The organism is Lysobacter silvisoli, assembly GCF_003382365.1.
Lineage (GTDB): Bacteria > Pseudomonadota > Gammaproteobacteria > Xanthomonadales > Xanthomonadaceae > Lysobacter > Lysobacter silvisoli.
In genome coordinates, this window is the sequence record NZ_QTSU01000001.1 from 58,044 (window position 1) to 80,717 (window position 22,674).

At 67.6% G+C, this 22,674-nt stretch carries 25 protein-coding genes; 21 read left to right on the plus strand and 4 right to left on the minus strand.

What is annotated here, in order from left to right:
- The first annotated feature begins 1 nt into the window (after nucleotide 1).
- The 16 genes from rplE to DX914_RS00385 all read left to right on the plus strand — a co-directional run bounded on the left by rplE (nucleotide 2) and on the right by DX914_RS00385 (nucleotide 10,535).
- A complete protein-coding gene (rplE, locus tag DX914_RS00310; protein ID WP_115857108.1) occupies nucleotides 2-544 on the plus strand; it encodes a 50S ribosomal protein L5 in 543 nt (180 codons plus the stop codon).
- A gap of 15 nt (nucleotides 545-559) precedes the next feature.
- Complete coding sequence (gene rpsN / locus DX914_RS00315; RefSeq protein WP_115857109.1) at nucleotides 560-865, plus strand: 30S ribosomal protein S14; 306 nt, start codon at nucleotides 560-562, stop codon at nucleotides 863-865.
- 131 nt (nucleotides 866-996) lie between these two features.
- Nucleotides 997-1,395, plus strand: a complete 399-nt coding sequence (rpsH, locus tag DX914_RS00320; RefSeq protein WP_115857110.1) for a 30S ribosomal protein S8 — start codon at nucleotides 997-999, stop codon at nucleotides 1,393-1,395.
- A gap of 13 nt (nucleotides 1,396-1,408) precedes the next feature.
- Nucleotides 1,409-1,936, plus strand: a complete 528-nt coding sequence (gene rplF / locus DX914_RS00325; RefSeq protein ID WP_115857111.1) for a 50S ribosomal protein L6 — start codon at nucleotides 1,409-1,411, stop codon at nucleotides 1,934-1,936.
- A gap of 84 nt (nucleotides 1,937-2,020) precedes the next feature.
- On the plus strand, nucleotides 2,021-2,380 hold the full coding sequence (gene rplR, locus DX914_RS00330; protein WP_115857112.1) for a 50S ribosomal protein L18: 360 nt from the start codon (nucleotides 2,021-2,023) through the stop codon (nucleotides 2,378-2,380).
- A gap of 165 nt (nucleotides 2,381-2,545) precedes the next feature.
- Nucleotides 2,546-3,088, plus strand: a complete 543-nt coding sequence (gene rpsE / locus DX914_RS00335; RefSeq protein ID WP_055902361.1) for a 30S ribosomal protein S5 — start codon at nucleotides 2,546-2,548, stop codon at nucleotides 3,086-3,088.
- Complete coding sequence (gene rpmD, locus DX914_RS00340) at nucleotides 3,081-3,287, plus strand: 50S ribosomal protein L30 (RefSeq protein WP_036111762.1); 207 nt, start codon at nucleotides 3,081-3,083, stop codon at nucleotides 3,285-3,287. The genes rpsE and rpmD overlap by 8 nt, the downstream gene beginning before the upstream one ends.
- 10 nt (nucleotides 3,288-3,297) lie before the next feature.
- A complete protein-coding gene (gene rplO / locus DX914_RS00345) occupies nucleotides 3,298-3,735 on the plus strand; it encodes a 50S ribosomal protein L15 (protein ID WP_115857113.1) in 438 nt (145 codons plus the stop codon).
- A 28-nt stretch (nucleotides 3,736-3,763) separates the two neighbouring features.
- A complete protein-coding gene (gene secY / locus DX914_RS00350; RefSeq protein ID WP_425480644.1) occupies nucleotides 3,764-5,104 on the plus strand; it encodes a preprotein translocase subunit SecY in 1,341 nt (446 codons plus the stop codon).
- A 232-nt stretch (nucleotides 5,105-5,336) separates the two neighbouring features.
- Nucleotides 5,337-5,693: a 30S ribosomal protein S13 gene (rpsM, locus tag DX914_RS00355; protein ID WP_115857115.1), complete on the plus strand. Its 357-nt coding sequence runs from the start codon at nucleotides 5,337-5,339 to the stop codon at nucleotides 5,691-5,693.
- A 12-nt stretch (nucleotides 5,694-5,705) separates the two neighbouring features.
- Nucleotides 5,706-6,098, plus strand: coding sequence for a 30S ribosomal protein S11 (gene rpsK, locus DX914_RS00360; RefSeq protein ID WP_055902370.1), 393 nt, complete (start codon nucleotides 5,706-5,708; stop codon nucleotides 6,096-6,098).
- Nucleotides 6,099-6,112: 14 nt separating this feature from the next.
- On the plus strand, nucleotides 6,113-6,742 hold the full coding sequence (rpsD, locus tag DX914_RS00365) for a 30S ribosomal protein S4 (protein WP_115857116.1): 630 nt from the start codon (nucleotides 6,113-6,115) through the stop codon (nucleotides 6,740-6,742).
- 49 nt (nucleotides 6,743-6,791) lie between these two features.
- The gene (locus DX914_RS00370) at nucleotides 6,792-7,790 is read left to right on the plus strand and encodes a DNA-directed RNA polymerase subunit alpha (RefSeq protein ID WP_115857117.1); all 999 of its coding nucleotides are present in this window, start codon (nucleotides 6,792-6,794) and stop codon (nucleotides 7,788-7,790) included.
- A 202-nt stretch (nucleotides 7,791-7,992) separates the two neighbouring features.
- A complete protein-coding gene (gene rplQ, locus DX914_RS00375; protein ID WP_115857118.1) occupies nucleotides 7,993-8,367 on the plus strand; it encodes a 50S ribosomal protein L17 in 375 nt (124 codons plus the stop codon).
- Between the two features lie 235 nt (nucleotides 8,368-8,602).
- On the plus strand, nucleotides 8,603-9,112 hold the full coding sequence (locus DX914_RS00380; RefSeq protein WP_115859060.1) for a disulfide bond formation protein B: 510 nt from the start codon (nucleotides 8,603-8,605) through the stop codon (nucleotides 9,110-9,112).
- 34 nt (nucleotides 9,113-9,146) lie between these two features.
- A complete protein-coding gene (locus DX914_RS00385) occupies nucleotides 9,147-10,535 on the plus strand; it encodes a class II 3-deoxy-7-phosphoheptulonate synthase (RefSeq protein ID WP_115857119.1) in 1,389 nt (462 codons plus the stop codon).
- 660 nt (nucleotides 10,536-11,195) lie between these two features.
- Here the strand turns inward: DX914_RS00385 and DX914_RS00390 are convergent.
- The 3 genes from DX914_RS00390 to typA all read right to left on the minus strand — a co-directional run bounded on the left by DX914_RS00390 (nucleotide 11,196) and on the right by typA (nucleotide 15,306).
- Nucleotides 11,196-12,860, minus strand: coding sequence for an amidase (locus DX914_RS00390; protein ID WP_115857120.1), 1,665 nt, complete (start codon nucleotides 12,858-12,860; stop codon nucleotides 11,196-11,198).
- A 67-nt stretch (nucleotides 12,861-12,927) separates the two neighbouring features.
- On the minus strand, nucleotides 12,928-13,404 hold the full coding sequence (locus tag DX914_RS00395) for a DUF2127 domain-containing protein (protein WP_231118072.1): 477 nt from the start codon (nucleotides 13,402-13,404) through the stop codon (nucleotides 12,928-12,930).
- Nucleotides 13,405-13,455: 51 nt separating this feature from the next.
- Nucleotides 13,456-15,306: a translational GTPase TypA gene (gene typA, locus DX914_RS00400; protein ID WP_115857121.1), complete on the minus strand. Its 1,851-nt coding sequence runs from the start codon at nucleotides 15,304-15,306 to the stop codon at nucleotides 13,456-13,458.
- Between the two features lie 318 nt (nucleotides 15,307-15,624).
- Between typA and DX914_RS00405 the strand changes: the two genes are divergently transcribed.
- The 5 genes from DX914_RS00405 (at nucleotide 15,625) to DX914_RS00425 (ending at nucleotide 19,899) form a co-directional block, all read left to right on the plus strand.
- Nucleotides 15,625-16,119, plus strand: coding sequence for a peptidylprolyl isomerase (locus tag DX914_RS00405; protein WP_115857122.1), 495 nt, complete (start codon nucleotides 15,625-15,627; stop codon nucleotides 16,117-16,119).
- 331 nt (nucleotides 16,120-16,450) lie between these two features.
- Nucleotides 16,451-17,656 (plus strand): pyridoxal phosphate-dependent aminotransferase, encoded by a 1,206-nt coding sequence (locus DX914_RS00410; RefSeq protein ID WP_115857123.1) that lies wholly within the window; start codon nucleotides 16,451-16,453, stop codon nucleotides 17,654-17,656.
- Nucleotides 17,657-17,700: 44 nt separating this feature from the next.
- Entirely contained in the window at nucleotides 17,701-18,093 is a 393-nt protein-coding gene (locus DX914_RS00415; protein WP_115857124.1) for a glutaredoxin family protein, read from the plus strand.
- Nucleotides 18,094-18,136: 43 nt separating this feature from the next.
- A complete protein-coding gene (locus DX914_RS00420; RefSeq protein WP_115857125.1) occupies nucleotides 18,137-19,123 on the plus strand; it encodes a malate dehydrogenase in 987 nt (328 codons plus the stop codon).
- A 104-nt stretch (nucleotides 19,124-19,227) separates the two neighbouring features.
- Nucleotides 19,228-19,899, plus strand: a complete 672-nt coding sequence (locus tag DX914_RS00425) for a LuxR C-terminal-related transcriptional regulator (protein ID WP_115857126.1) — start codon at nucleotides 19,228-19,230, stop codon at nucleotides 19,897-19,899.
- A gap of 102 nt (nucleotides 19,900-20,001) precedes the next feature.
- On the opposite strand, the gene DX914_RS00430 is transcribed toward DX914_RS00425, so the two are convergent.
- Entirely contained in the window at nucleotides 20,002-22,626 is a 2,625-nt protein-coding gene (locus DX914_RS00430) for a hybrid sensor histidine kinase/response regulator (RefSeq protein WP_196778789.1), read from the minus strand.
- Nucleotides 22,627-22,674: the final 48 nt, after the last annotated feature.

Consider the following 22,674-nt stretch of genomic DNA (forward strand, 5'->3'; position numbering starts at 1 on the left):
AATGACCACCCGGCTCGAAGAGTTCTACAAGAATGAAGTGGTTCCTGCGCTGACCGAGAAGTTCGGTTACAAGAACCCGATGGAAGTGCCGCGCCTGACCAAGATCACGCTGAACATGGGCGTGGGCGAGGCCGCCACCAACAAGAAGATCCTGGAAAATGCCGTCGCCGACATGACCAAGATCGCCGGCCAGAAGCCGATCGTGACGAAGACCCGCGTGTCGGTGGCTTCGTTCAAGATCCGCGACGGTTGGCCGATCGGCGCCAAGGTCACCCTGCGCCGCGCTAAGATGTACGAGTTCCTGGACCGCCTGATCAACATCTCGCTGCCGCGCGTGCGCGACTTCCGCGGTGTCTCGGGTCGTTCGTTCGACGGCCGTGGCAACTACAACATGGGCGTCAAGGAACAGATCATCTTCCCGGAAATCGATTTCGACCAGGTCGACGCGCTGCGCGGCATGGACATCGCGATCACCACGACCGCGAAGACCGATGCCGAGGCCAAGGCCCTGCTCGAAGCCTTCCGCTTCCCGTTCCGCAACTGAGTCTAGGATTGAACTATGGCTAAGACCTCCATGATCAACCGCGACCTCAAGCGGGCCAAGCTGGCGAAGAAGTTCGCCGGCAAGCGTGAGGAGCTGAAGAAGATCGTTTCCAGCGAGACCGCCTCGTACGAGGAGAAGCTGGAGGCCGCCGTCAAGCTGCAGAAGCTGCCGCGCGACTCCTCGCCGTGCCGTCAGCGCAACCGTTGCGCCCTGACCGGCCGCTCGCGCGGCGTCTACCAGAAGTTCGGCCTGGGCCGCAACAAGCTGCGTGAAGCCACCATGCGCGGCGACGTGCCTGGTCTTCGCAAGGCAAGCTGGTAAGATAGCCGGCTTTCCCGGTTCCACCGCCGCGGCCCCCGGGCCGCGGCGGCGTTGTTGATTCGCTGTAACCCGTTGTATTACAACTGAAATTCGCAATCCCGCGGATATCGGTGCTACTCATAGGTGACTCAATGAGCATGACTGATCCCATCGCCGACATGCTGGTCCGCATCAAGAATGCGGCCGCTGTTCGGAAGCAGACGGTGAAGATGCCGTCGTCCAAGACCAAGGTGGCCATCGCCGCCGTGCTGAAGGACGAGGGCTACATCCTGGATTCGCGCGTGACCCAGGTGGGTCCGGGCAAGTCCGAACTCGAAATCTCGCTGAAGTACTACGAAGGCAAGCCGGTGATCGAGCGCCTGGAGCGCTACTCCCGTTCGGGCCTGCGTCAGTACCGCGGCAAGGACGCGATCCCGAAGGTCCTGGGCGGCCTGGGCGTCGCGATCATCTCCACCTCGAAGGGCATCATGACCGATGCGCAGGCGCGCCAGCAGGGCGTCGGCGGTGAAGTCCTGTGCTTCGTGGCCTAAGGGAGGAATAGCCATGTCCCGAGTTGCCAAGAAGCCGGTCGCCCTGCCGAAGGGCGTCGAGCTGAACATCCAAGCCGACAGCATCAGCGCCAAGGGCCCGAAGGGCGCCCTGTCGATCGCCAAGCCGGCCGCCATCAACCTGAAGGTCGAGAACGGCGAAGCCGTGTTCGTCACCGAAGACGCCGCGCTGATCCCGCTCACGGGCACCCTGCGCGCGATCCTGGCCAACATGGTCAAGGGCGTCTCCGAAGGCTTCGAGCGCAAGCTCGAGCTGGTCGGCGTCGGTTACCGCGCCTCGATGCAGGGCCAGGACCTGAACCTGGCGCTGGGTTTCTCGCACCCGGTGCTGTTCAAGGCTCCGGAAGGCATCACCATCGCGACCCCCACCCAGACCGAAATCGTGGTCCAGGGCGCGGACAAGCAGCGCGTCGGTGAAGTCGCCGCCAAGATTCGCGGTTTCCGTCCGCCGGAGCCCTACAAGGGCAAGGGTGTGAAGTACGCCGGCGAAGTCATCATCCGCAAGGAAGCCAAGAAGGCATAAGGCAGGTCCCTCTGCGAAAAGCCCGGCCATCCATGGCCGGGGATTCAAAGAAGAGCCGCCGCGCCAATCCGCTTCTTAGGAGTAATCGAAATGAACAAGAACACCGCCCGCCTGCGCCGCGCCAAGTCGACCCGTGCGCACATCCGCGAACTCGGCGTGCCGCGCCTGTCGGTGCTGCGCACCGGCCAGCACCTGTACGCCCAGGTCTTCACCGCCGACGGCTCCAAGGTCCTGGCTGCCGCCTCGACCGTGCAGGCCGACGTCAAGGAAGGCCTGAAGAACGGCAAGAACGCCGACGCCGCCGTCAAGGTCGGCCACGCGATCGCCGCCAAGGCCAAGGCCGCCGGCATCGACAAGGTCGCTTTCGACCGTTCGGGCTACCGCTACCACGGCCGCATCAAGGCTCTGGCCGATGCGGCCCGCGAAGGCGGTCTGCAGTTCTAAGTCTTGAAGGCGAGGGGATCCGTCCCCACGCCTGAACGAGACATGCTGCCGGCGCGGCCTGCGCCGGGCGTCAGGACGGGTTTCCGTCCTGGTCGCGACACCCGATCCACATCACAACCATAAGCGGCGACGCCGCAAATCCCATAAACCTACGAGATATTCGAAATGGCTGAAGAACAGCGTGCACCGCGGGGTCGTGATCGCGACCGTAACCGCGAAGAGATCGACGACGGCATGATCGAGAAGCTGATCGCGGTCAACCGCGTCAGCAAGACCGTCAAGGGCGGCCGCCAGTTCACCTTCACCGCGCTGACGGTGGTGGGCGACGGCAACGGCAAGGTCGGCTTCGGCTACGGCAAGGCGCGCGAAGTGCCGGTCGCGATCCAGAAGTCGATGGAATACGCCCGCAAGGCGATGAACAACGTCGATCTGAACAACGGCACCTTGTGGCACGCCGTGAAGTCGGGCCATGGCGCGGCGCATGTGTTCATGCAGCCGGCGTCGGAAGGTACCGGCGTGATCGCCGGCGGCGCCATGCGCGCCGTGCTGGAAGCGGTCGGCGTCAAGAACGTGCTGGCCAAGGCCACCGGTTCGCGCAACCCGATCAACCTGGTCCGCGCCACCCTGAAGGGTCTGACCGGCATGCATTCGCCGGCCAAGATCGCGGCCAAGCGCGGCAAGAAGGTGGAGGATCTCAACCATGGCTAAGGCTGCTAACAAGCCGGTCGAAGGCGGCACCGTGACGGTGCGCCTCGTCAAGGGTCTGCGTGGCTGCCAGTCGCGTCACCGCCTGTCGGTGAAGGCGCTGGGCCTGAACAAGCTCAACGACGTGCGGACGCTGAAGGACAGCCCGCAGGTTCGTGGCCTGATCAACACGGTCCACTACCTGGTTCAGGTCGAGGGCTAAGGAGCACATCATGCGTCTCAACACTCTCAAGCCGGCTGACGGCGCCCGCGAAGACCGCAAGCGCGTCGGTCGCGGTATCGGTTCGGGCCTGGGCAAGACCGCGGGCCGCGGCCACAAGGGTTCCTTCGCCCGTTCGGGCAAGGGCAAGATCAAGGCCGGCTTCGAAGGCGGCCAGACTCCGATGCAGCGTCGTCTGCCGAAGATCGGTTTCCGCTCCAAGACCGCCAAGGACACCGCCGAGGTGCTGTCCTACCAGCTGGACAAGCTGGAAGCGGGCGAGGTCGATTTCGCCAAGCTGCTCGCGGCCAAGCTGGTTCCCAGCACCGCCAAGCAGGCGAAGATCGTCAAGAAGGGCGAGCTGAGCAAGGCGTTCGTGCTCAAGGGCGTGCTGGCTACGGCCGGCGCTAAGGCCGCTATCGAAGCGGCCGGCGGCAAGGTCGGGGAGTAAGCGATACATGGCGCGGAGCAGCAACGCGATGGCCGGTCTCGGCGGCGGTCTCGGTAAGTTCACCGAGCTCCGCCAACGTCTGCTGTTCGTGGTCGGCGCGTTGATCGTCTATCGCATCGGGTGCTACATCCCGGTGCCGGGCGTCAACCCCGAGGCGATGCTCAAGCTCATGGAAACGCAGAAGGGCACGATCGTGGACATGTTCAACATGTTCTCGGGCGGCGCCCTTCACCGCTTCAGCCTGTTCGCGCTGAACGTGATGCCGTACATCTCGTCGTCCATCATCGTGCAGCTGCTGGTGCAGATCGTGCCCAGCCTGAAGGCCATCCAGAAGGAAGGCGAGTCGGGCCGGCGCAAGATCAACCAGTGGTCGCGCATGGGTGCGATCCCGCTGGCCGTGTTCCAGGCCTGGGGCATCGCCACGGCCTTGCAGGCCGGCGGTGCGAGCCAGGGCATCCCGGTGGTCTACAGCCCCGGTCCGGGCTTCATCCTGACCGCGGTGATCGCGCTGACCGCCGGCACCATGTTCCTGATGTGGATCGGCGAGCAGGTGACCGAGCGCGGTATCGGCAACGGCGTGTCCCTGATCATCTTCGCCGGCATCGTCGCGGGCCTGCCCGCCGCGGTCGGCACGATGTTCAACCAGATCAACGACGGCACCATGAACGCCATCACGGCGGTCGTGGTCGTGGCCATCGTCCTGGTGTTCACCTACCTGGTGGTGTTCGTCGAGCGCGGACAGCGCCGGATCACGGTGAACTACGCACGGCGTCAGGGCGGCCGCAACGCCTACATGAACCAGTCCTCGTTCCTGCCGTTGAAGCTGAACATGGCGGGCGTGATCCCGGCCATCTTCGCCTCCAGCATCGTGATGTTCCCGGCCACCGCGGCGACCTGGTTCAGCCAGGGCAACCAGGCCACCTGGCTGCAGCGTCTGAGCCAGTGGCTGAACCCCGGCGAGCCGCTGCACATGATCCTGTACGCGGGCCTGATCGTCGGCTTCGCGTTCTTCTACACGGCGCTGGTGTTCAACTCGCAGGAAACCGCGGACAACCTGAAGAAGTCGGGCGCGCTGATTCCGGGCATCCGCCCGGGCAAGGCGACGGCCGACTATGTCGACGGCGTGCTGACCCGCCTCACGGCGGCCGGCGCGGCCTATCTGGTGATCGTCTGTCTCCTCCCGGAGATCATGCGCACCCAACTGGGCACCTCGTTCTACTTCGGCGGCACCTCGTTGCTGATCGTCGTGGTCGTGGTGATGGATTTCATCGCCCAAATCCAGGCTCATCTGATGTCGCATCAGTACGAGAGCCTGCTGAAGAAGGCGAACTTGAAGGGCGGCTCGCGCGGCGGTCTCGCGCGCGGGTGAGCCGGGGCCATTCCGCGCGCCAGAGTAGCGCGCGGGGCGAGTGGGGCGGGATCGCCCTGTTCAGCCAGTCCTGGTTCGTCGCCGGAGCATGGGCACACTCCCCATGCCGTGGTTCCGTGGCACCCCCGGGTGCCGCGGGGCTTCCTATTAACCCGAGACCTTGTTAAAATTTCCAGTTCACTCCGCCGGGATTAATCCGTCTCGGCCGCCAAACTCAGTTGGAGATCGCGTTATGGCGCGTATTGCGGGCGTCAATTTGCCTGCCCAGAAGCATGTCTGGGTCGGGTTGCAAAGCATTTACGGCATCGGCCGTACCCGGTCGAAGAAGGTGTGCGACGCCGCCGGCGTCAACTCCTCGACCAAGATCCGTGACCTGTCCGAGCCGGAAGTCGAGCGCCTGCGCGCCGAAGTCGGCAAGTACGTGGTCGAAGGCGACCTGCGCCGTGAAGTCGGCATCGCCATCAAGCGTCTGATGGACCTGGGCTGCTACCGCGGCCTGCGTCACCGCCGCGGCTTGCCGCTGCGTGGTCAGCGCACCCGTACCAATGCCCGTACCCGTAAGGGTCCGCGCAAGGCCATCAAGAAGTAAGGGGCATAGACCATGGCTAAGCCGGCTGCTGCCAAAACCAAGAAGAAGATCAAGCGCGTCGTCACCGACGGCATCGCTCACGTCCACGCTTCTTTCAACAACACCATCATCACGATCACCGACCGCCAGGGCAACGCGCTGTCGTGGGCGACTTCGGGCGGCGCGGGTTTCCGCGGTTCGCGCAAGTCGACCCCGTTCGCCGCGCAGGTCGCCGCCGAAAAGGCCGGCCGCGCTGCGCTCGACTACGGCGTGAAGTCGCTGGAAGTGCGCATCAAGGGTCCGGGTCCGGGCCGTGAGTCCGCCGTTCGTTCTCTGAACAACGTCGGTTACAAGATCATGAACATCATCGACGTGACGCCTATCCCGCACAACGGGTGCCGTCCGCCGAAGAAGCGTCGCGTCTGAGGAGCTGAAGAATCATGGCTCGTTATATCGGTCCCACCTGTAAGCTCGCCCGTCGCGAAGGCGCCGACCTCGGCCTGAAGTCGTCGGCGCGCGCCCTCGACTCCAAGTGCAAGCTCGAGCAAAAGCCCGGCCAGCACGGTCCCACCGCCCGCAAGGGCAAGCTGTCCGACTACGCCACCCAGCTGCGCGAAAAGCAGAAGGTCAAGCGTATTTACGGCCTGCTGGAACGTCAGTTCCGCAACTACTACAAGAAGGCCTCGACCAAGAAGGGCAACACCGGCGAGAACCTGCTGCAGCTCCTGGAGACGCGTCTGGACAACGTGATCTACCGCATGGGCTTCGCGGTCACCCGTCCGGCCGCCCGCCAGCTGGTTTCGCACCGCGGCGTCACGGTCAACGGCAAGTCGGTCAACCTGCCTTCGTACCAGGTCAAGGCCGGTGACGCGATCGCTCTGTCCGAGCGTGCCCAGAAGCAGCTGCGCGTGCAGGAATCCCTGACCGTGTCGTCGCAGATGGACCTGTCGCCGTCCTGGGTCGAGGTCGACAGCAAGAAGTTCAGCGGTGTGTTCAAGGCTGTGCCGGATCGTGCCGATCTGCCGGCCGATATCAACGAAGCGCTGATCGTCGAGCTGTACTCGAAGTAATCATCTTTGAAGCCCCGGTTCGCCGGGGCCTCGCAGGAGACACCGAAACATGACGGTTACCGCCAACCAGGTACTGCGCCCGCGTGGTCCGCAGATCGAACGACTGACCGGCAATCGCGCCAAGGTCGTGATCGAGCCGCTGGAGCGCGGCTACGGCCACACCCTCGGCAACGCGCTGCGCCGCGTGCTGCTGTCGTCGATCCCCGGCTTCGCGATCACCGAGGTCGAGATCGACGGCGTGCTCCACGAGTACACCACGGTCGAAGGTCTCGAAGAGGACGTGCTGGAAGTCCTGCTGAACCTCAAGGACGTCGCCATCCGCATGCACACCGGCGACGCTTCGACGCTGTCGCTGGCCAAGCAGGGCCCTGGCATCGTGACCGCGGGCGACATCAAGACTGACCACAACGTCGAGATCCTGAACCCCGAGCACGTGATCTGCCACCTGACCAAGGACACGGCGATCAACATGCGTCTGAAGATCGAGCGCGGTTTCGGCTACCAGCCGGCCGCCGCGCGTCGCCGCCCGGACGAAGAGACCCGTGCCATCGGCCGCCTGATGCTGGACGCCAGCTTCTCGCCGGTGCGCCGCGTCGCCTACGCCGTGGAAGCCGCGCGCGTCGAGCAGCGTACCGACCTCGACAAGCTGGTCCTGGACATCGAAACCAACGGCACGATCGACGCCGAGGAAGCTGTGCGCACCGCCGCCGACATCCTCACCGATCAGCTGTCGGTGTTCGGCGACTTCACCCACCGCGACCGCGGTGCGGCGAAGCCGGCCACCAGCGGCATCGACCCGATCCTGCTGCGTCCGATCGACGACCTCGAGCTGACCGTGCGTTCGGCCAACTGCCTCAAGGCCGAGAGCATCTACTACGTCGGCGACCTGATCCAGAAGACCGAGGTCGAGCTGCTCAAGACCCCGAACCTGGGCAAGAAGTCGCTCACCGAGATCAAGGAAGTGCTGGCTCAGCGCGGCCTGTCCCTCGGCATGAAGCTCGAGAACTGGCCGCCGGCCGGTATCGCGCAGCATGGGATGATGGGCTGATAACGGCCTTACGCGACCGCGCCTTCGGGCGCGGTTCGCGCTTGCAGTACCGCAACACCACCGACGGATCGCAAAGATCCGCGGCACGCCGGCCAAGGAACGGTCGGTTCGGACCAACCGCAGTCCAATGCAACAACGCCTGGATGGCGACAGCGAAGTCCAACAGTTCTTACATTCACTCGATTCATAAGGAATTCCCGTCATGCGTCACCAGAAATCCGGCCGTAAGTTCAGCCGTACCAGCGCCCACCGCGATGCCATGTTCACCAACATGGCGGCCTCGCTGATCAAGCACGGCCTGATCCGCACCACCCTGCCCAAGGCCAAGGAACTGCGCCGCGTCGCCGAGCCGCTGATCACCCTGGCCAAGGTCGATGGTGTGGCCAACCGCCGCCTGGCTTTCTCGCGCCTGCGCGACAAGGAAGCCGTGGGCACGCTGTTCACCACCCTGGGCCCGCGTTACGCGAGCCGCCCGGGCGGTTACCTGCGCATCCTCAAGTGCGGCTTCCGCGCCGGCGACAATGCGCCGATGGCTTACGTCGAACTGGTCGACCGTCCGGAAGCCGCTGCCGAGTAATCTTCGGCCGCGCGTCCTGCCGCATTCGATCGTGCCTGCGTTCGCGCAGGCACCCGTAAAAGCCCCGGCCCTGGTCGGGGCTTTTGCATTCCGGCAACGGTTACGTCGGCAACGGTTTCCGCAGCAACGGCACGCAACTTTCGCCGCCTGTCGGAGTCTTCTGTCGCCATAACCCACCGTTGCGTCGCGGCCGCTAGGCACGACGCGGCCCAAGACGTAAGGTGACCGCATGACCATGCCCTTGTCCGCCTCGTTCCGCACCCAATACCTGCTGGGCTTCCTGGCCTGCGCCGGCCTGCTCGGCTACGCCTTCTACCTGCAGCTGCACGACGGCCTGGAGCCGTGCCCGCTGTGCATCTTCCAGCGCGTGGCCTTCTTCGCCCTGGGGCTGGTGTTCCTGCTCGGCGCGATCCACGGCCCCAAGGGCGCGCGCGGCCGCAAGGCTTACGGCGTGCTCGGCCTGCTGGCGGCGCTGGCCGGCATCCTGGTCGCCGGCAACCACGTGCGCCTGCAGCACCTGCCGCCGGACCAGGTGCCCGCCTGCGGCCCGGGCCTGGATTACATGCTCGACGCCATGCCGATCACCGGCGTGATCCGCAAGGTCATGACCGGCTCGGGCGAGTGCGCGGCCGTGGACTGGACCTTCCTGGGCCTGGCCATGCCGGCCTGGAGCCTGATCTGTTTCGTCGTACTGGCCCTGTGGGTCGCCTACGCCTCGTTCCGCAAGCGAACGCCGGCCCCCTGATTCCTTCCCCCGCAACAACCCTGGACCCATCGCAATGAGCGCCTCCGATCGCAACCTCCGTGCCGTCAACCTGCCCGCCGACTGGACGCCCTCGTCCTGGCGCGGCCGCACCGCACTGCAGTTGCCGAGCTATCCGGACGAGGCCGAACTGAACCTGGCGCTGCAGGAGCTGCGCAACCTGCCGCCGCTGGTGACCTCGTGGGAGATCCTGGCGCTGAAGCAGCAACTGGCCGAGGCGCAGGAAGGCAAGCGCTTCCTGTTGCAGGGCGGCGATTGCGCCGAGAGCTTCGACCAGTGCTCCTCGGACGTGATCTCCAACCGGCTCAAGGTGCTGCTGCAGATGAGCCTGGTGCTGGTGCACGGCATGCGCAAGCCGGTGGTGCGCGTGGGCCGCTTCGCCGGCCAGTACGCCAAGCCGCGTTCGGCCGACAGCGAGACCATCGGCGGCGTGACCCTGCCCAGCTACCGCGGCGACATGGTCAACGCGCCGGAGTTCACCGAGGCCGCGCGCCGCCCGGACCCGCGCCGCATGATCAAGGCGCATGCGCGTTCGGCGATGACGATGAATTTCGTCCGCGCCCTGATCGACGGCGGTTTCGCCGACCTGCACCACCCCGAGTACTGGAACCTGAGCTGGGTCGGCCACTCGCCGCTGGCCGACGAATACCGGCGCATGGTCAATGCCATCGGCGACGCCGTGCGCTTCATGGAGACGCTGTCGGGCAGCGAGGTGCACAACCTCAACCGCGTCGACTTCTACACCTCGCACGAGGCGCTGCTGCTGCCGTACGAGGAGTCGCTGACCCGGCAGGTGCCGCGCCACTGGGGCTGGTTCAACCTGAGCACCCATTACCCGTGGATCGGCATGCGCACCGCCGCCGCCGACGGTGCGCACGCGGAGTACTTCCGCGGCATCCGCAATCCGATCGCGCTGAAGGTGGGCCCGTCGGTCACGCCGGACCAGCTGCTGCGCACGGTCGACCTGCTCAACCCCGAGGACGAGCCGGGCCGCCTGAGCTTCATCCATCGCATGGGCGCGACCCAGATCGCGGAGAAGCTGCCGCCGCTGCTGGAGGCGATGCGCCGCGACGGCCGCCGCGTGTTGTGGGTCTGCGATCCGATGCACGGCAATACCGAGAGCACCAGCAACGGCTACAAGACCCGCCGCTTCCGCAATATCCGCAGCGAGATCGAGCAGGCCTTCGAGCTGCATGCGGCGGCCGGCACGCGCCTGGGCGGCGTGCACCTGGAGCTGACCGGCGAGGACGTGACCGAGTGCCTGGGCGGCGCGCGCGAGCTCACCGAGAGCGATCTGGAACGCGCCTACCGTTCCACCGTGGACCCGCGCCTGAACTACGAGCAGGCGTTGGAAGTGGCGATGCTGATCGTGCGCAAGCAGGCGCAGATCGCGGCGCCGGCTTGAGTCCTGCGTTCGTATCGTCGTGATGCGAGGCCCGCCGCAAGGCGGGCTTCGTTTTTGTGGCGACTACCCCTGTAGGAGCTGCGTCCCACGGGATTTCCTTCGGTCACAAGCTGCGACCGCGAATCCTCAATAACGACGATTGTTCGATTACTACCTGTAGGAGCTGCGTGAGCTGCGACCGCGAGTTTTCAACTACGGCGAAAGCGTCGGCCTCCGCGGGATCTGCTTTCTGTGGGAGCGGCGTGGGCCGCGATTAGCTTCGAACTGGCGAAGGTGTATGGGTGTGCTCGGAAACAACAGCAACAGCTTCCGTCCGTAAACGGCCGGGTTACTTTCTTTTGATAAGCGTCAAAAGAAAGTAACCAAAGAAAAACGCTTCGCCAGAGCTCCCGTGCGAGAGCGGTGCGGGCGCCGGGATTTTCCGATCGGGCCTCCTGCCCGAGCGGAAAACGGCGCACGTCCTGTGCGCCGCCCTTCGGGTCTGCTATTGGTACTGCGAGTTCGGTGCCCAAGCGAGGATCAAGAGCATTCGCTTCGCTCATCCCCTCACCCTAGCCCTCTCCCGCAAGCGGGAGAGGGGACACGTCCGACGCCGCTGTTGCTTTAGCCCCTCTCCCGTTCACGGGAGAGGGGTTGGGGTGAGGGCACGCGGAGTTCAAATCACGGCGCGACCGCCGCCGCCTCAACCACCGGCAACGTAGGCAGAAACCGCGGCGCAATGCGCGCCTGCGTGCGCTGCTCGAACGCATAGGCGTAAGCCAGCAACTTCGCCTCGCTCCACTTCGGACCCATGAACGCCAGGCCCAGCGGCAAGCCGCGGGCGTCGCCCATGGGTACGGTCAGGCTGGGATAGCCAGCCACCGCAGCGGCGCCATAGCCTGCGCCGTTGAAGTGGTCGCCGTTGACCGGGTCGCGGGTAAAAGCGGGGCCGGTGGCGGGAGCGACCAGTGCGTCCAGGCGGTGTTTGGCCAGGATCGCATCGATGCCTTCGGCGCCTGCCAGGCGGCGGGCCTTGGCCGCGGCGTCGCGGTAGCCCGGTTCGCTCAGCGGGCCCTTGCGCGCGGCGCGCTCCAGGTGCTCCTGGCCGAACACCGCCAGCTCGGTGTCGGCGTGCGCCTGGTTGTAGGCGATCAGCTGGTCCAGCGTGCGCAGCGGCGCGCCGCTGTCGTTGAGATAGCGCTCCAGCCCGTCCTTGAATTCGTACAGCAGCACTTCGTATTCGGCCTCGCCCCACTGCCCGGCGGTGGCCAGTTCGACCTCGATCACTTCCGCGCCGGCGGCGCGCAGGGTCGCGATGGCGCGGTCCAGGCTGGCGTTGAGTTCGCGCTGATAGCCCACGCCGGACTCGTGCAGGAAACCGATGCGCGCGCCCTTGAGCGCATCGGGTTTCAGGCCGGCGGTGTAGTCGCTGGCGCGATGGCGTGCCGCGTCTCCCGCAGCCGCGTCGCCGCCGGCCTCGGCCGCGACCAGGGCGTTGAGCAGCGCCGCGGCGTCGGCGACGCTGCGCGCCATCGGCCCGGGCGTGTCCTGGCTGGCCGAGATCGGAATGATGCCGCTGCGGCTGATCAGGCCCACGCTGGGCTTGAGCCCGACCAGGCCGTTCATCGCCGCCGGGCACAGGATGCTGCCGTCGGTTTCGGTGCCCACGCCCACCGCGGCCAGGCTGGCGGCGATGGCCGCGCCGGTGCCGCTGCTGGAGCCGCAGGCGCTGCGGTCCAGCGCGTAGGGGTTGCGGGTCAGGCCGCCGCGCGCGCTCCAGCCCGAGGTGGACTGGATCGAACGGAAGTTGGCCCACTCGCTGAGGTTGGTCTTGCCCAGGATGATCGCGCCGGCCTTGCGCAGCGCGGCCACCAGCGGCGCATCGGCCTTGGGGCGGTGCTCGGCCAGGGCCAGCGAGCCGGCCGAATTGACCATGGGCGTGGCGTCGATGTTGTCCTTGATCAGCACCGGGATGCCGTGCAGCGGCCCGCGCAGCGCGCCGGCCTTGCGCTCGGCATCCAGGCGGGCGGCCTCGGCCAGGGCCTCGGGGTTGAGCTCGATCACCGAGCGCAGTTGCGGCCCGCTGCGGTCCAGCGCGGCGATGCGGTCCAGGTAGGCCTGGGTCAGCTGCGCGCTGCTGAGCTTGCCTTCGCGCAGGCGGCGTTCGAGTTGGGCGAGGTCGGCTTCGACGATGCCGTGCGGGTCGGCGACGGCGAACGCGGCCGCGGCGATGGCCGGCTCGCTGGCGGATTCGGCGGCGGTCTGGCCACGCGCCTGCGGCGCGATCGCGCAGGCGCACAGCGCCAACGTCAAGGTCGGTGCGGCGAATCTAGGCAAGAACGGCATCGGCAACCCCCTGTCCCTGGATGGGCCGGAGTATGCCCGAGCACGGGCCGCGAGCGGCGAGGAGAGGCTAGTGGCGGCGCTTGAACAGGTCGCGGCCGAGCACCCAGACCACGATCAGGTTGATCACCAGCACCGCCACCGCGATCCAGCCGGGGTGCTTGAACAGCGCGTAGATGTCGAAGGGCAGGTAGATCGCCGCGCCCAGGCAGCCCAGCCACGAGGCCCAGGCGCGCGCGCGCCACAGGCCCCAGGCTTCGACCAGATGCAGCGCGCCGTACAGCAGCACCACGGCCGCGGCCAGGTGCACCGAATGCGGGCTGATCATGTCGGCGAACTTGGCCAGCCCACCGTGCTCGGGATTGAGATGGAAGCGCGCGATCAGCTCATGGATCCAGCGCTGCAGCGGCGCCGGTCCCAGCAGCTCCAGGCCGCTGGCGGCGAGCAGGGCCAGCGTGCCCTTGGCCGCCTCGACCAGGGCGATCACGTGCAGGCCCGGGTGGGCCTGCGGTCGCAGGTCGTAATGTGGGTCGGCGCCGTCGCTCACGCGAGCATCGTATCCGGATCGTGTCCGTTACGGCGCCGGCCTTGTGCCGTCTCAGGCCGCGCGCGAAGCGCGCTTGCGGTCGGTCTCGCTGCGGAACTTCTTGCGCAGACGGATCGCCTTGGGGGTGATCTCGACCAGTTCGTCGTCGTCGATGAACTCCAGCGCCTGCTCCAGCGAGAACTTGATCGGCGGGATCAGGCCTTCGTCGTCGTCCTTGCCGGCGGCGCGGAAGTTGGTCAGCTGCTTGCCGCGCAGGGCATTGACGGTGAGGTCGTTGTCCTTGCTGTTGATGCCGACGATCTGGCCTTCGTAGATCTCCTCGCCCGGCTCGATGAACAGACGGCCGCGTTCCTGCATGGCCGCCTGCGCGTAGGCCGGCGAGGGGCCGGTGCCGTTGGAGATCAGCACGCCGTTCTGGCGCTGGCCGATCTGGCCTTCGGCCTTGGGACCGTAGTGGTCGAACACGTGGAACAGCAGGCCGGTGCCGGCGGTCAGGGTGCGGAACTCGGTCTGGAAGCCGATCAGGCCGCGCGCCGGGATCATGTAATCCAGGCGCACGCGGCCCTTGCCGTCGGGTTCCATGTTCTGCAGCAACGCCTTGCGCTCGCCCAGCCGGCCCATCACGCCGCCCTGGAACTGCTCTTCCATGTCCACCACCAGCGACTCGAACGGCTCCTGCATGACGCCGTCGATTTCCTTGATGATGACTTCCGGGCGCGACACGGCCAGCTCGTAGCCTTCGCGGCGCATGTTCTCGATCAGGATCGACAGGTGCAGCTCGCCGCGGCCGGAGACCTTGAACTTGTCGGCGTCCTGGGTGTCCTCGACCTTGAGCGCCACGTTGTGCTGGGTCTCGCGGGTCAGGCGGTCGCGCAGCTGGCGCGAGGTCAGGAACTTGCCGCCGCTGCGGTCCTTGACGCCGGCGAACGGCGAGTCGTTGACCTGGAAGGTCATCGAGATCGTCGGTTCGTCGACCGCGAGCACCGGCAGCTGTTCCACCGCGGCCGGATCGCACAGGGTGTCGGAGATGCCGATGCCTTCGATGCCCGAGAACGCGATGATGTCGCCGGCCTGCGCTTCGCCCACTTCCACGCGCTCTAGGCCCATGAAACCCAGCACCTGCAGCACCTTGGCGCTGCGCGTCTTGCCGTCGGCGGCATTGATCACGGTGACCTGCTGATTGGTCTTGACCTTGCCGCGCTGGATCCGGCCGACGCCGATCACGCCGACGTAGTTGTTGTAGTCCAGCGAGGTCACGCGCATCTGGAACGGGCCTTCCGGGTCCACCGGCGGGGCCGGCACGTGCTCGCAGATGGCCTCGAACAGCGGGGTCATGTCGCCGTCGCGCACGCTGTCGTCCATGCCGGCGTAGCCCTGCAGGCCCGAGGCGTAGACGGTGGTGAAGTCGAGCTGGTCGTCGGTGGCGCCCAGGCGGTCGAACAGGTCGAAGGTCTGGTCCAGCACCCAGCTGGCGCGCGCGCCCGGGCGGTCGACCTTGTTGACCACCACGATCGGCTTGAAGCCCATCGCGAAGGCCTTCTGGGTGACGAAGCGGGTCTGCGGCATCGGGCCGTCCATCGCGTCGACCAGGACCAGCACCGAGTCCACCATCGACAGCACGCGCTCGACCTCGCCGCCGAAGTCGGCGTGGCCCGGGGTGTCGACGATGTTGATGCGCCAGACCTCGTTGGTCTTGGGGTTGGTCCAGCGGATCGCGGTGTTCTTGGACAGGATCGTGATGCCGCGTTCCTTTTCCAGGTCGTTGCTGTCCATCACCCGGTCCGGGACCACGGCGCGCTCGCTCAGGGTGCCCGACTGCTTCAGCAGCTGGTCGACGAGGGTGGTCTTGCCATGGTCGACGTGGGCGACGATGGCGATATTGCGCAGGCGTTCGATGGACATGCGGAGTGCGCTCTTCGACGAGAGCGTAGGGGCTGGAAGGAAGCCGAACATTATACCTTGGGATTGCGGCAAATACTTGTGCGGCCGGGGTTTTTCGTTCATGCCCGGGCGCTGCCCCGGCCGCCGGCGGCCGCGCCGGCCGGCAAAAGCTGAATCCGCGGTCAGAGCAACCGCCGTCCGGCGGGGGCGCGTAGCCCTGGGCCGGACGCCGCACCGAGCGCGGGGGAGGGATCGGGTACCCTTGAGGATTGTCCGCGCCGCCGCCATCTCGGCGTCGACGCTGTCCCCTTCCGACCCGCACCACCTGGAGTCCGCCGTATGAGCCTGACCGCCACCTTCGACACCGACCGCGGCCCGATCCGCATCGAGCTCGCCGCCGACAAGGCGCCGCTGACCGTCGCCAACTTCGTCAACCTGGCCCAGCGCGGCTTCTACGACGGCCTGAACTTCCACCGCGTCATCGCCGATTTCATGGTCCAGGGCGGCTGCCCGCTGGGCACCGGCACCGGCGGCCCCGGCTACCGCTTCGAGGACGAGACCCGCAACGGCCTGGCCCACGAGCGCGGCGTGCTGTCCATGGCCAATGCCGGCCCGGGCACCAACGGCAGCCAGTTCTTCATCACCCACATCGCCTGCCCCTGGCTGGACGGCAAGCACACCGTGTTCGGCAAGGTCGTGGAAGGCCTGGACGTGGTCGACGCGGTCAAGCAGGGCGACAAGATCAAGTCGGTGAAGATCGAGGGCGACGCCGCCGCCGCGCTGGCCGCCAAGGCCGACCGCGTGGCCGAGTGGAACAAGATCCTGGCCGCCTGAGCCCAGGCGCACGGTTTCACCCCCGAAACGCCGCGGCCCCTGCCGCGGCGTTTTCGTTTGGGCGGCGCGGACGCGGTTTCGGCGGGCTCGCTCGCTGCGCCGCTCCCACAGGACCGGTCCGGCGCGGGCGATGCGCCGGCGTATCCAGGCGGCTTGCGCGGCCTTGCCGGAACGGGCTTTCCCAGCGCGCGCGGGGCCGGCGCCGCAGCGCGCTGTGCTACCATTTTGGGGCTCGATTGCGGTGGTTCCGGATGCATTCGGTCACCGTATGCAGCGCGTTCGCTCGCACACCTCCCCGCATCCGTCGTACACCACCCCACGAGGTTTCACGATGCCCCAGCTTGCCCGGCGCATCGGTCGCGCCAAGCCCAGCGCGATCATGCAGGTCGCCGAAAAGGCCAAGCGGCTCAAGTCCGAAGGCCGCGACATCATCAGCTTCTCGATCGGCGTTCCCAACTTCCTGCCCGGCGAGCACGTCTACGCCGCCGTGCGCGAGGCGCTGGCGAAAGACAGCGGCCAGTACGGCAGCAACCGCGGCGCCGACGCGCTGCTGGACGCCTTCATCGAGCACATGGCCAAGATCGGCCTGACCGGCTACGGCCGGGTCAACGTGGCCACCGGCATCGGCGCCAAGCACGTGATCTACAACCTGGCCGAGGCGCTGCTGGACGAAGGCGACACCATCGTCTTCCCCACGCCGTACTGGACCAGCTATCTCGACATCGCCGAGATCGTCAACGCCAAGATCGACCTGCTGCCGTGCCCGGCCGAGCAGGACTACAAGCTCACCCCGGCGCAGCTCGACGCGGCGCTGGCGAAGAAGCCCAAGGTGTTCCTGTTCAACAATCCGTCCAACCCGACCGGCATGGTCTACGGCAAGGACGAGATCGACGCGCTGGCCGCGGTGCTGGTGAAGTATCCGGACACCTGGATCATCACCGACGACATCTACAACCGCATGGTGTTCGACGGCCTGGGCTATCACAACTTCGTGCACGCGCGTCCGGAACTGCGCGACCGGGTGATCTTCCTGGATTCGCTGTCCAAGACCTACGGCATGCCCGGCTGGCGCGTGGGCTTCATGGCCGGTCCGGAGTCGGTGGCGCAGGCGCTGGCGACGATGAATTCCAACCACATCACCAACGTGCCGGAAATGGTCACCGCCGCCGCGGTGGCCGCGCTCACCGGCCCGCAGGACGTGCCGACGCAGAAGTGCGCCGAGTTCCAGGCCAAGCGCGACCAGGTGATGGACGCCATGGCCGCGATTCCGGGCGTGATCTGCCCGCGTCCGCAGGGCGCGTTCTACGTGTTCCCCGACATCAGCGTGGCCTACGGCAAGACCCATGGCCCCAGCGGCCTGAAGATCGGCAACGACATGGATTTCTGCAACGCGCTGCTGGAGACCAAGGGCGTGGCCTGCGTGCCGGGCTCGGCCTTCGGCGAGCCGCGCGCGCTGCGCATCAGCTACACCTGCCCGACGCCGCAGCTGGCGCCGGGGCTGCAGCGCTTCCAGGAGTTCTTCGCCGAACTCGTCTGAGTTCGGCGCGGACCGGCACGGCCCAGACGAAAGGAATCGACCGCATGCGCGTGATCACCGTCCTGTGGATCGCCGGCGCGCTCGCCGTCGGCGTCGGCGGCTACAAGGCGCTCAAGGCCAGCGGCGCGGCCGCCTGGTTCGGCGCCGGTCCGGTCCAGCTGCACCCCGACGACCCGCGCCAGCTCACCGGCGACAGCAAGATCGTGATGCTGGCGGCGGAGTGGTGCGGTTACTGCCGCAAGCAGCGGAAGGATTTCGAGCAGGCCAACGTGCGTTACCGCGTGCTCGACGTGGACACGCCCGAAGGCGCGCGCGCGGCCAGCGCGCTGCGTTCCAACGGCGTGCCCGTGACCGTGATCGGCCAGGACGTGATCCACGGTTACAACACCGATGCGCTCAAGGACAAGCTCACGCCCTTGGGCTACACCATTTACTGACGCGGGCCCGCCCGCACTTCCATCCAGCGTAAGGAATCACCCCATGAAGAATCCCGTCCGTGTTGCCGTCACCGGCGCTGCCGGCCAGATCGGCTACTCGCTGCTGTTCCGCATCGCCTCCGGCGAAATGCTGGGCAAGGACCAGCCCGTGATCCTGCAGCTGCTGGAGCTGCCGCTGGAGAAGGCCCAGGCCGCGCTCAAGGGCGTGATCATGGAGCTGGAAGACTGCGCGTTCCCGCTGCTGGCCGGCATCGTCGGCACCGACGATGCCGAAGTCGCGTTCAAGGACGCCGACATCGCCCTGCTGGTCGGCGCGCGTCCGCGCGGCCCGGGCATGGAGCGCAAGGACCTGCTGCTGGAGAACGCCAAGATCTTCACCGCTCAGGGCGCGGCGCTGAACAAGGTCGCTTCGCGCGACGTCAAGGTGCTGGTGGTCGGCAACCCGGCCAACACCAACGCCTACATCGCGATGAAGTCGGCGCCGGACCTGCCGGCCAAGAACTTCACCGCCATGCTGCGCCTGGACCACAACCGCGCGCTGAGCCAGCTCGCCGCCAAGGCCGGTGTGGCCGTGGGCGACATCGACCAGCTGATCGTGTGGGGCAACCACAGCCCGACCATGTACCCGGACTACCGCTTCGCCAAGGCCGGCGGCGTGTCGCTGAAGGACAAGATCGACGACGCCGACTGGAACGCCAACACCTTCATTCCGCAGGTGGGCAAGCGCGGCGCGGCGATCATCGAAGCGCGCGGCCTGTCCTCGGCCGCCTCGGCCGCCAACGCCGCCATCGACCACATCCGCGACTGGGTGCTGGGCAGCAACGGCAAGTGGGTGACCATGGGCGTGCCGTCCGACGGCAGCTACGGCATTCCGGAGGGCGTGATGTACGGCGTGCCGGTGACCACCGCCAACGGCGAATACACCCGCGTGGAAGGCCTGGAGGTGGACGAGTTCAGCCGCAAGGCCATGGACAAGACCCTGGCCGAGCTGGAAGAAGAGCGCGCCGGCGTGGCCCACCTGCTGGGCTGATCGACCGCGCGATGCGCAGAAGGAGGGCGGCCTTGGCCGCCCTTTTTTTGTGCGGCCGCGCCAGCGTGTAGCATCCTGGCGTCATGTCCCAATGCCTTTAGCCGATGAGCGTCCCCCTGCGCGTCCTGATCGCCGACGACCATCCGATGTTCCGCGCCGCCCTGCGCCATGCGCTGGGCGAGATCGCGCCGGGGCTGAGCGTGGATGAGGTCGCCAACCGCAGCGCGCTGGAGGCGGCGGTGGCCGAGGGCGCGCCTTACGACCTGGCGATGCTGGACCTGACCATGCCCGGGGCGATGGGGTTTTCCTCGCTGGTCTACCTGCGCGGCGAGCGCCCGGAGCTGCCGGTGCTGATCGTGTCCTCCGACGACCATGCGCGCACCATCCGCCGCGCCCAGCAGTTCGGCGCCGCCGGCTTCGTGCCCAAGTCGGCGCCGGCCGAGTCGCTGGCGCAGGCGGTGCAGGCGGTGCTGGACGGCGGCCTGTGGTTTCCGCCGCAGCAGGCCGAACGCAGCGAGGACGACGCGCGCCTGGCCGAGCGCCTGGCGCAGCTGACGCCGCAGCAACTGCGCGTGCTGATGCGCGTGGCCGACGGCCTGCTCAACAAGCAGATCGCCTACGAGCTGTCGCTGTCGGAGAACACGGTGAAGATCCACGTCACCGCGGTGCTGCGCAAGCTGGGCTGCCATTCGCGCACGCAGGCGGCGGTGCTGGTGAAGGCGCTGGCGCTGGATTCGGCTGGGGTGGCGGGGGAGGAGGATGAGGTGGGTGGGTAGGGGCGCCGCTTAAGAGCGAATCCCCGAGCCCCCCTCAACAAAGGGGGGAGCCACAACCGTCGCCTTTGATTGTCTTCCCTCTTTGTTGAGGGGGATTCGCTTCTACCCCAGCAAGCGCATCATCAACGCCCGCAATGCCGCCGGACGCACCGGCTTGGGCAGGAAACTCCAGCCCAATTCCTCCGCGCGTGCGCGCAAGCCCGGATCGGCGTCGGCCGACATCAGGATCGTCGGCGGCAACGCCTGCCAGGCGCGCTGCAGGCGCGGCGCCAGTTCGATGCCGGTGTCGTCGCCCAGGCGGTGGTCCAGCAGCAACAGTTCGGGCATGGCCGCGTAGCGCGCCTGCATCTCGGCGTCGGCGGCCGAGCGCGCGGCGGTGACCTCGCAGCCCCAGTCGCTCAGCAAACGCGTGGCCGCGTCGCGCGAGGCGTCGTCGTCGTCCACTACCCAGACCTTGCGGCCTTGCAGGGTCGAACTGTCGCGCGGCTCATTCGACGTGGCGGCCGCCACCGCCGCTGGATCGCCGTAGGGCAGGTCCACCGAGAACACGCTGCCGCGCCCCGGCCAGGAGCGCACCTGCACGCGGTGGCCGAGCAGTTGCGCAACGCGGCGCACGATCGCCAAACCCAGGCCGGCGCCGCGCGCGGGCGCGTCGGCGCCGTTGTCCAGGCGCTGGAACTCCTCGAAGATCGCGTCCAACTTGCTCTCGGGAATGCCGCGTCCGCTGTCCCACACTTCCAGGCGCACGCCACCGGCGATGCGCCGCGCGCCGAGCACGATGCGGCCGCCGCGCGGAGTGAACTGCAGCGCGTTGGAAACGAAGTTCTGCACGATGCGGCGCAGCAGCGCTTCGTCGCTGTCGATCACCGCGGCGCTGGCGACCACGCGCAACTCCAGCCCGCGCGCCTGCGCCAGGATGCGGAACGGGCCCTCGATCGCGGCCAGCAGCCGCGCCAGCGGGAATGCGCTGCGCCGCACCTGCAGCGCGCCCGATTCCAGCCGGGCGATGTCGAGCAGGCTGGCCAGGATGTCGTCCTGCGCCGACAGCGCGGCGTCGATGTGCGCGACCAGTTCGGCGCTCTCGCCCTGGCTGCGCCGGCGCAGCGAGGACAGGTACATGCGCGCGGCGTTGAGCGGCTGCAGCAGGTCGTGCACGGCCGCGGCGACGAAGCGGGTCTTGGAGCGGTTGGCGCGCTCGGCCTCGCCCTTGGCGGTCTGCAGGTCGCTGGTGCGCTGCTCGATGCCGCGTTCCAGGCTGTCGGCCAGGCTGCGCAGGTCGCGCGCGGCCTGCTTGTAGGCGGTGATGTCGGCGTAGCTGGTGACGAAGCCGCCGTCGGGCAGCGGGTTGCCGCGGATCTCGATCACGGTGCCGTCGGGGCGCTCGCGTTCGTGCAGGTAGGACTGGCCGCGCAGCAGATGATCCAGACGGCGCCGGATCGCTTCTTCCGGATCGGGGCCGAGCAGGCCGCGGCGCGCGTTGTAGCGGATCAGGTCTTCGATCGGGCGGCCGGCCTGCAGCAGTTCCGGCGGGTAGCGGAACAGTTCGGCGTAGCGCTGGTTCCAGGCCACCAGGCGCAGTTGCGCGTCGACCACGCTCACGCCCTGCGGCAGATGCTCCAGGCTCTGGCCTTCGCCCATGCTGGCCTGGCGCGCGGCGTGGACCAGGCCGTCCTGGGCGTTGCGCAGCGCCTCGGCATGGTGCTCGACCATGCGTTCCAGTTCCTGCCGGCTGCGCAGGCGCAGCGCGGCGATGCGGTTGCGCTGGATCAGCAGCAGCGCCACGGCCACCAGCAGCAGCCAGGCGCCGGCGGCCACCGCGCGCGCGATCCAGGCGGTGCGCAGGCTGGGCGTGGTGTCGCGCAGCAGGTGCAGGGTCCAGTTCTCGCGCGGCAGGTGCAGCGACTGCCACAGCATGGGTTCGCGCAGGCGCGGCTCGCGCAGGCGCACCACGCGCGCATCGCCGCCCAGGCCGCGTTCCTCGCGGAGGCTGGCCGTGCGCAGGCCTTGGCCCAGGTATTGGCGGGTGTCCTGCAACGCGCGTCGCTCGGCCGGATTCAGCGCGCGCAGCATGCGGTAGCGCCATTGCGGCTGCGCGCTCAGGAACACCACGCCGGCGGCGTCGCTGAGCAGCACCAGGTCGCCGCGCTCGCTCCAGTCCGAACGGATGTCCTCCAGTTCCACCTTCACCGCCACCGCGCCGATCGCGCGGCCGCGCTCGTCGTGGATCGCGCGGGCGATGAAATAGCCGGGCACGCGCGTGGTCACGCCGATGGCGTAGAACTCGCCGGTGCCGGTGTCCATCGCGCGCCTGAAGTAGGGGCGGAACGCGTAGGAATGGCCGACGTTGCTGCTGGCCTGGTCCCAGTTGCTGGCGGCGATGCCCATGCCGTGGCGGTCGATCAGGGTCAGGGTGCTGGTGCGGTTGGCGAAGTTCAGCTGCACCAGGCGCTGGTTGGCGCGCTGGCGCAGCGCGGCGTCGTCGGGCGCGGCCAGGGTGGCGCGCAGCTGCGGGTCCAGCGACAGCACCGCCGGCATGATCCGGTAGCGGTCGATGTGCTGCTCGATCACCTGCGCGCGCTGGGTCAGCAGGGCGCGCGCCTCGCCGGCTTGGCGCTGCAACGCGCGCTCATAGGCGATGCGGCCGGCCACCCACATCGACAGCAGTGCGCCGGCCGCAATCAGGGCGGTCCATAGCGCAAGGCGGAGCTGGCGGCGGTGCGGGATCACGGCGTGGGCGGCGGCAGGGGCGGCGGGCCAGCCTAGAGACTAACCCTT

What these genes read in the sequence shown, in the direction of transcription:
- rplE (WP_115857108.1), top strand. Translation starts at nt 2, where the DNA reads ATGACCACCCGGCTCGAAGAGTTCTACAAGAATGAAGTGGTTCCTGCG.
- rpsN (WP_115857109.1), top strand. Translation starts at nt 560, where the DNA reads ATGGCTAAGACCTCCATGATCAACCGCGACCTCAAGCGGGCCAAGCTG.
- rpsH (WP_115857110.1), top strand. Translation starts at nt 997, where the DNA reads ATGAGCATGACTGATCCCATCGCCGACATGCTGGTCCGCATCAAGAAT.
- rplF (WP_115857111.1), top strand. Translation starts at nt 1,409, where the DNA reads ATGTCCCGAGTTGCCAAGAAGCCGGTCGCCCTGCCGAAGGGCGTCGAG.
- rpsE (WP_055902361.1), top strand. Translation starts at nt 2,546, where the DNA reads ATGGCTGAAGAACAGCGTGCACCGCGGGGTCGTGATCGCGACCGTAAC.
- rpmD (WP_036111762.1), top strand. Translation starts at nt 3,081, where the DNA reads ATGGCTAAGGCTGCTAACAAGCCGGTCGAAGGCGGCACCGTGACGGTG.
- rplO (WP_115857113.1), top strand. Translation starts at nt 3,298, where the DNA reads ATGCGTCTCAACACTCTCAAGCCGGCTGACGGCGCCCGCGAAGACCGC.
- secY (WP_425480644.1), top strand. Translation starts at nt 3,764, where the DNA reads ATGGCCGGTCTCGGCGGCGGTCTCGGTAAGTTCACCGAGCTCCGCCAA.
- rpsM (WP_115857115.1), top strand. Translation starts at nt 5,337, where the DNA reads ATGGCGCGTATTGCGGGCGTCAATTTGCCTGCCCAGAAGCATGTCTGG.
- rpsK (WP_055902370.1), top strand. Translation starts at nt 5,706, where the DNA reads ATGGCTAAGCCGGCTGCTGCCAAAACCAAGAAGAAGATCAAGCGCGTC.
- rpsD (WP_115857116.1), top strand. Translation starts at nt 6,113, where the DNA reads ATGGCTCGTTATATCGGTCCCACCTGTAAGCTCGCCCGTCGCGAAGGC.
- DX914_RS00370 (WP_115857117.1), top strand. Translation starts at nt 6,792, where the DNA reads ATGACGGTTACCGCCAACCAGGTACTGCGCCCGCGTGGTCCGCAGATC.
- rplQ (WP_115857118.1), top strand. Translation starts at nt 7,993, where the DNA reads ATGCGTCACCAGAAATCCGGCCGTAAGTTCAGCCGTACCAGCGCCCAC.
- DX914_RS00380 (WP_115859060.1), top strand. Translation starts at nt 8,603, where the DNA reads ATGCCCTTGTCCGCCTCGTTCCGCACCCAATACCTGCTGGGCTTCCTG.
- DX914_RS00385 (WP_115857119.1), top strand. Translation starts at nt 9,147, where the DNA reads ATGAGCGCCTCCGATCGCAACCTCCGTGCCGTCAACCTGCCCGCCGAC.
- DX914_RS00390 (WP_115857120.1), bottom strand. Translation starts at nt 12,860, where the DNA reads ATGCCGTTCTTGCCTAGATTCGCCGCACCGACCTTGACGTTGGCGCTG.
- typA (WP_115857121.1), bottom strand. Translation starts at nt 15,306, where the DNA reads ATGTCCATCGAACGCCTGCGCAATATCGCCATCGTCGCCCACGTCGAC.
- DX914_RS00405 (WP_115857122.1), top strand. Translation starts at nt 15,625, where the DNA reads ATGAGCCTGACCGCCACCTTCGACACCGACCGCGGCCCGATCCGCATC.
- DX914_RS00410 (WP_115857123.1), top strand. Translation starts at nt 16,451, where the DNA reads ATGCCCCAGCTTGCCCGGCGCATCGGTCGCGCCAAGCCCAGCGCGATC.
- DX914_RS00415 (WP_115857124.1), top strand. Translation starts at nt 17,701, where the DNA reads ATGCGCGTGATCACCGTCCTGTGGATCGCCGGCGCGCTCGCCGTCGGC.
- DX914_RS00420 (WP_115857125.1), top strand. Translation starts at nt 18,137, where the DNA reads ATGAAGAATCCCGTCCGTGTTGCCGTCACCGGCGCTGCCGGCCAGATC.
- DX914_RS00425 (WP_115857126.1), top strand. Translation starts at nt 19,228, where the DNA reads ATGAGCGTCCCCCTGCGCGTCCTGATCGCCGACGACCATCCGATGTTC.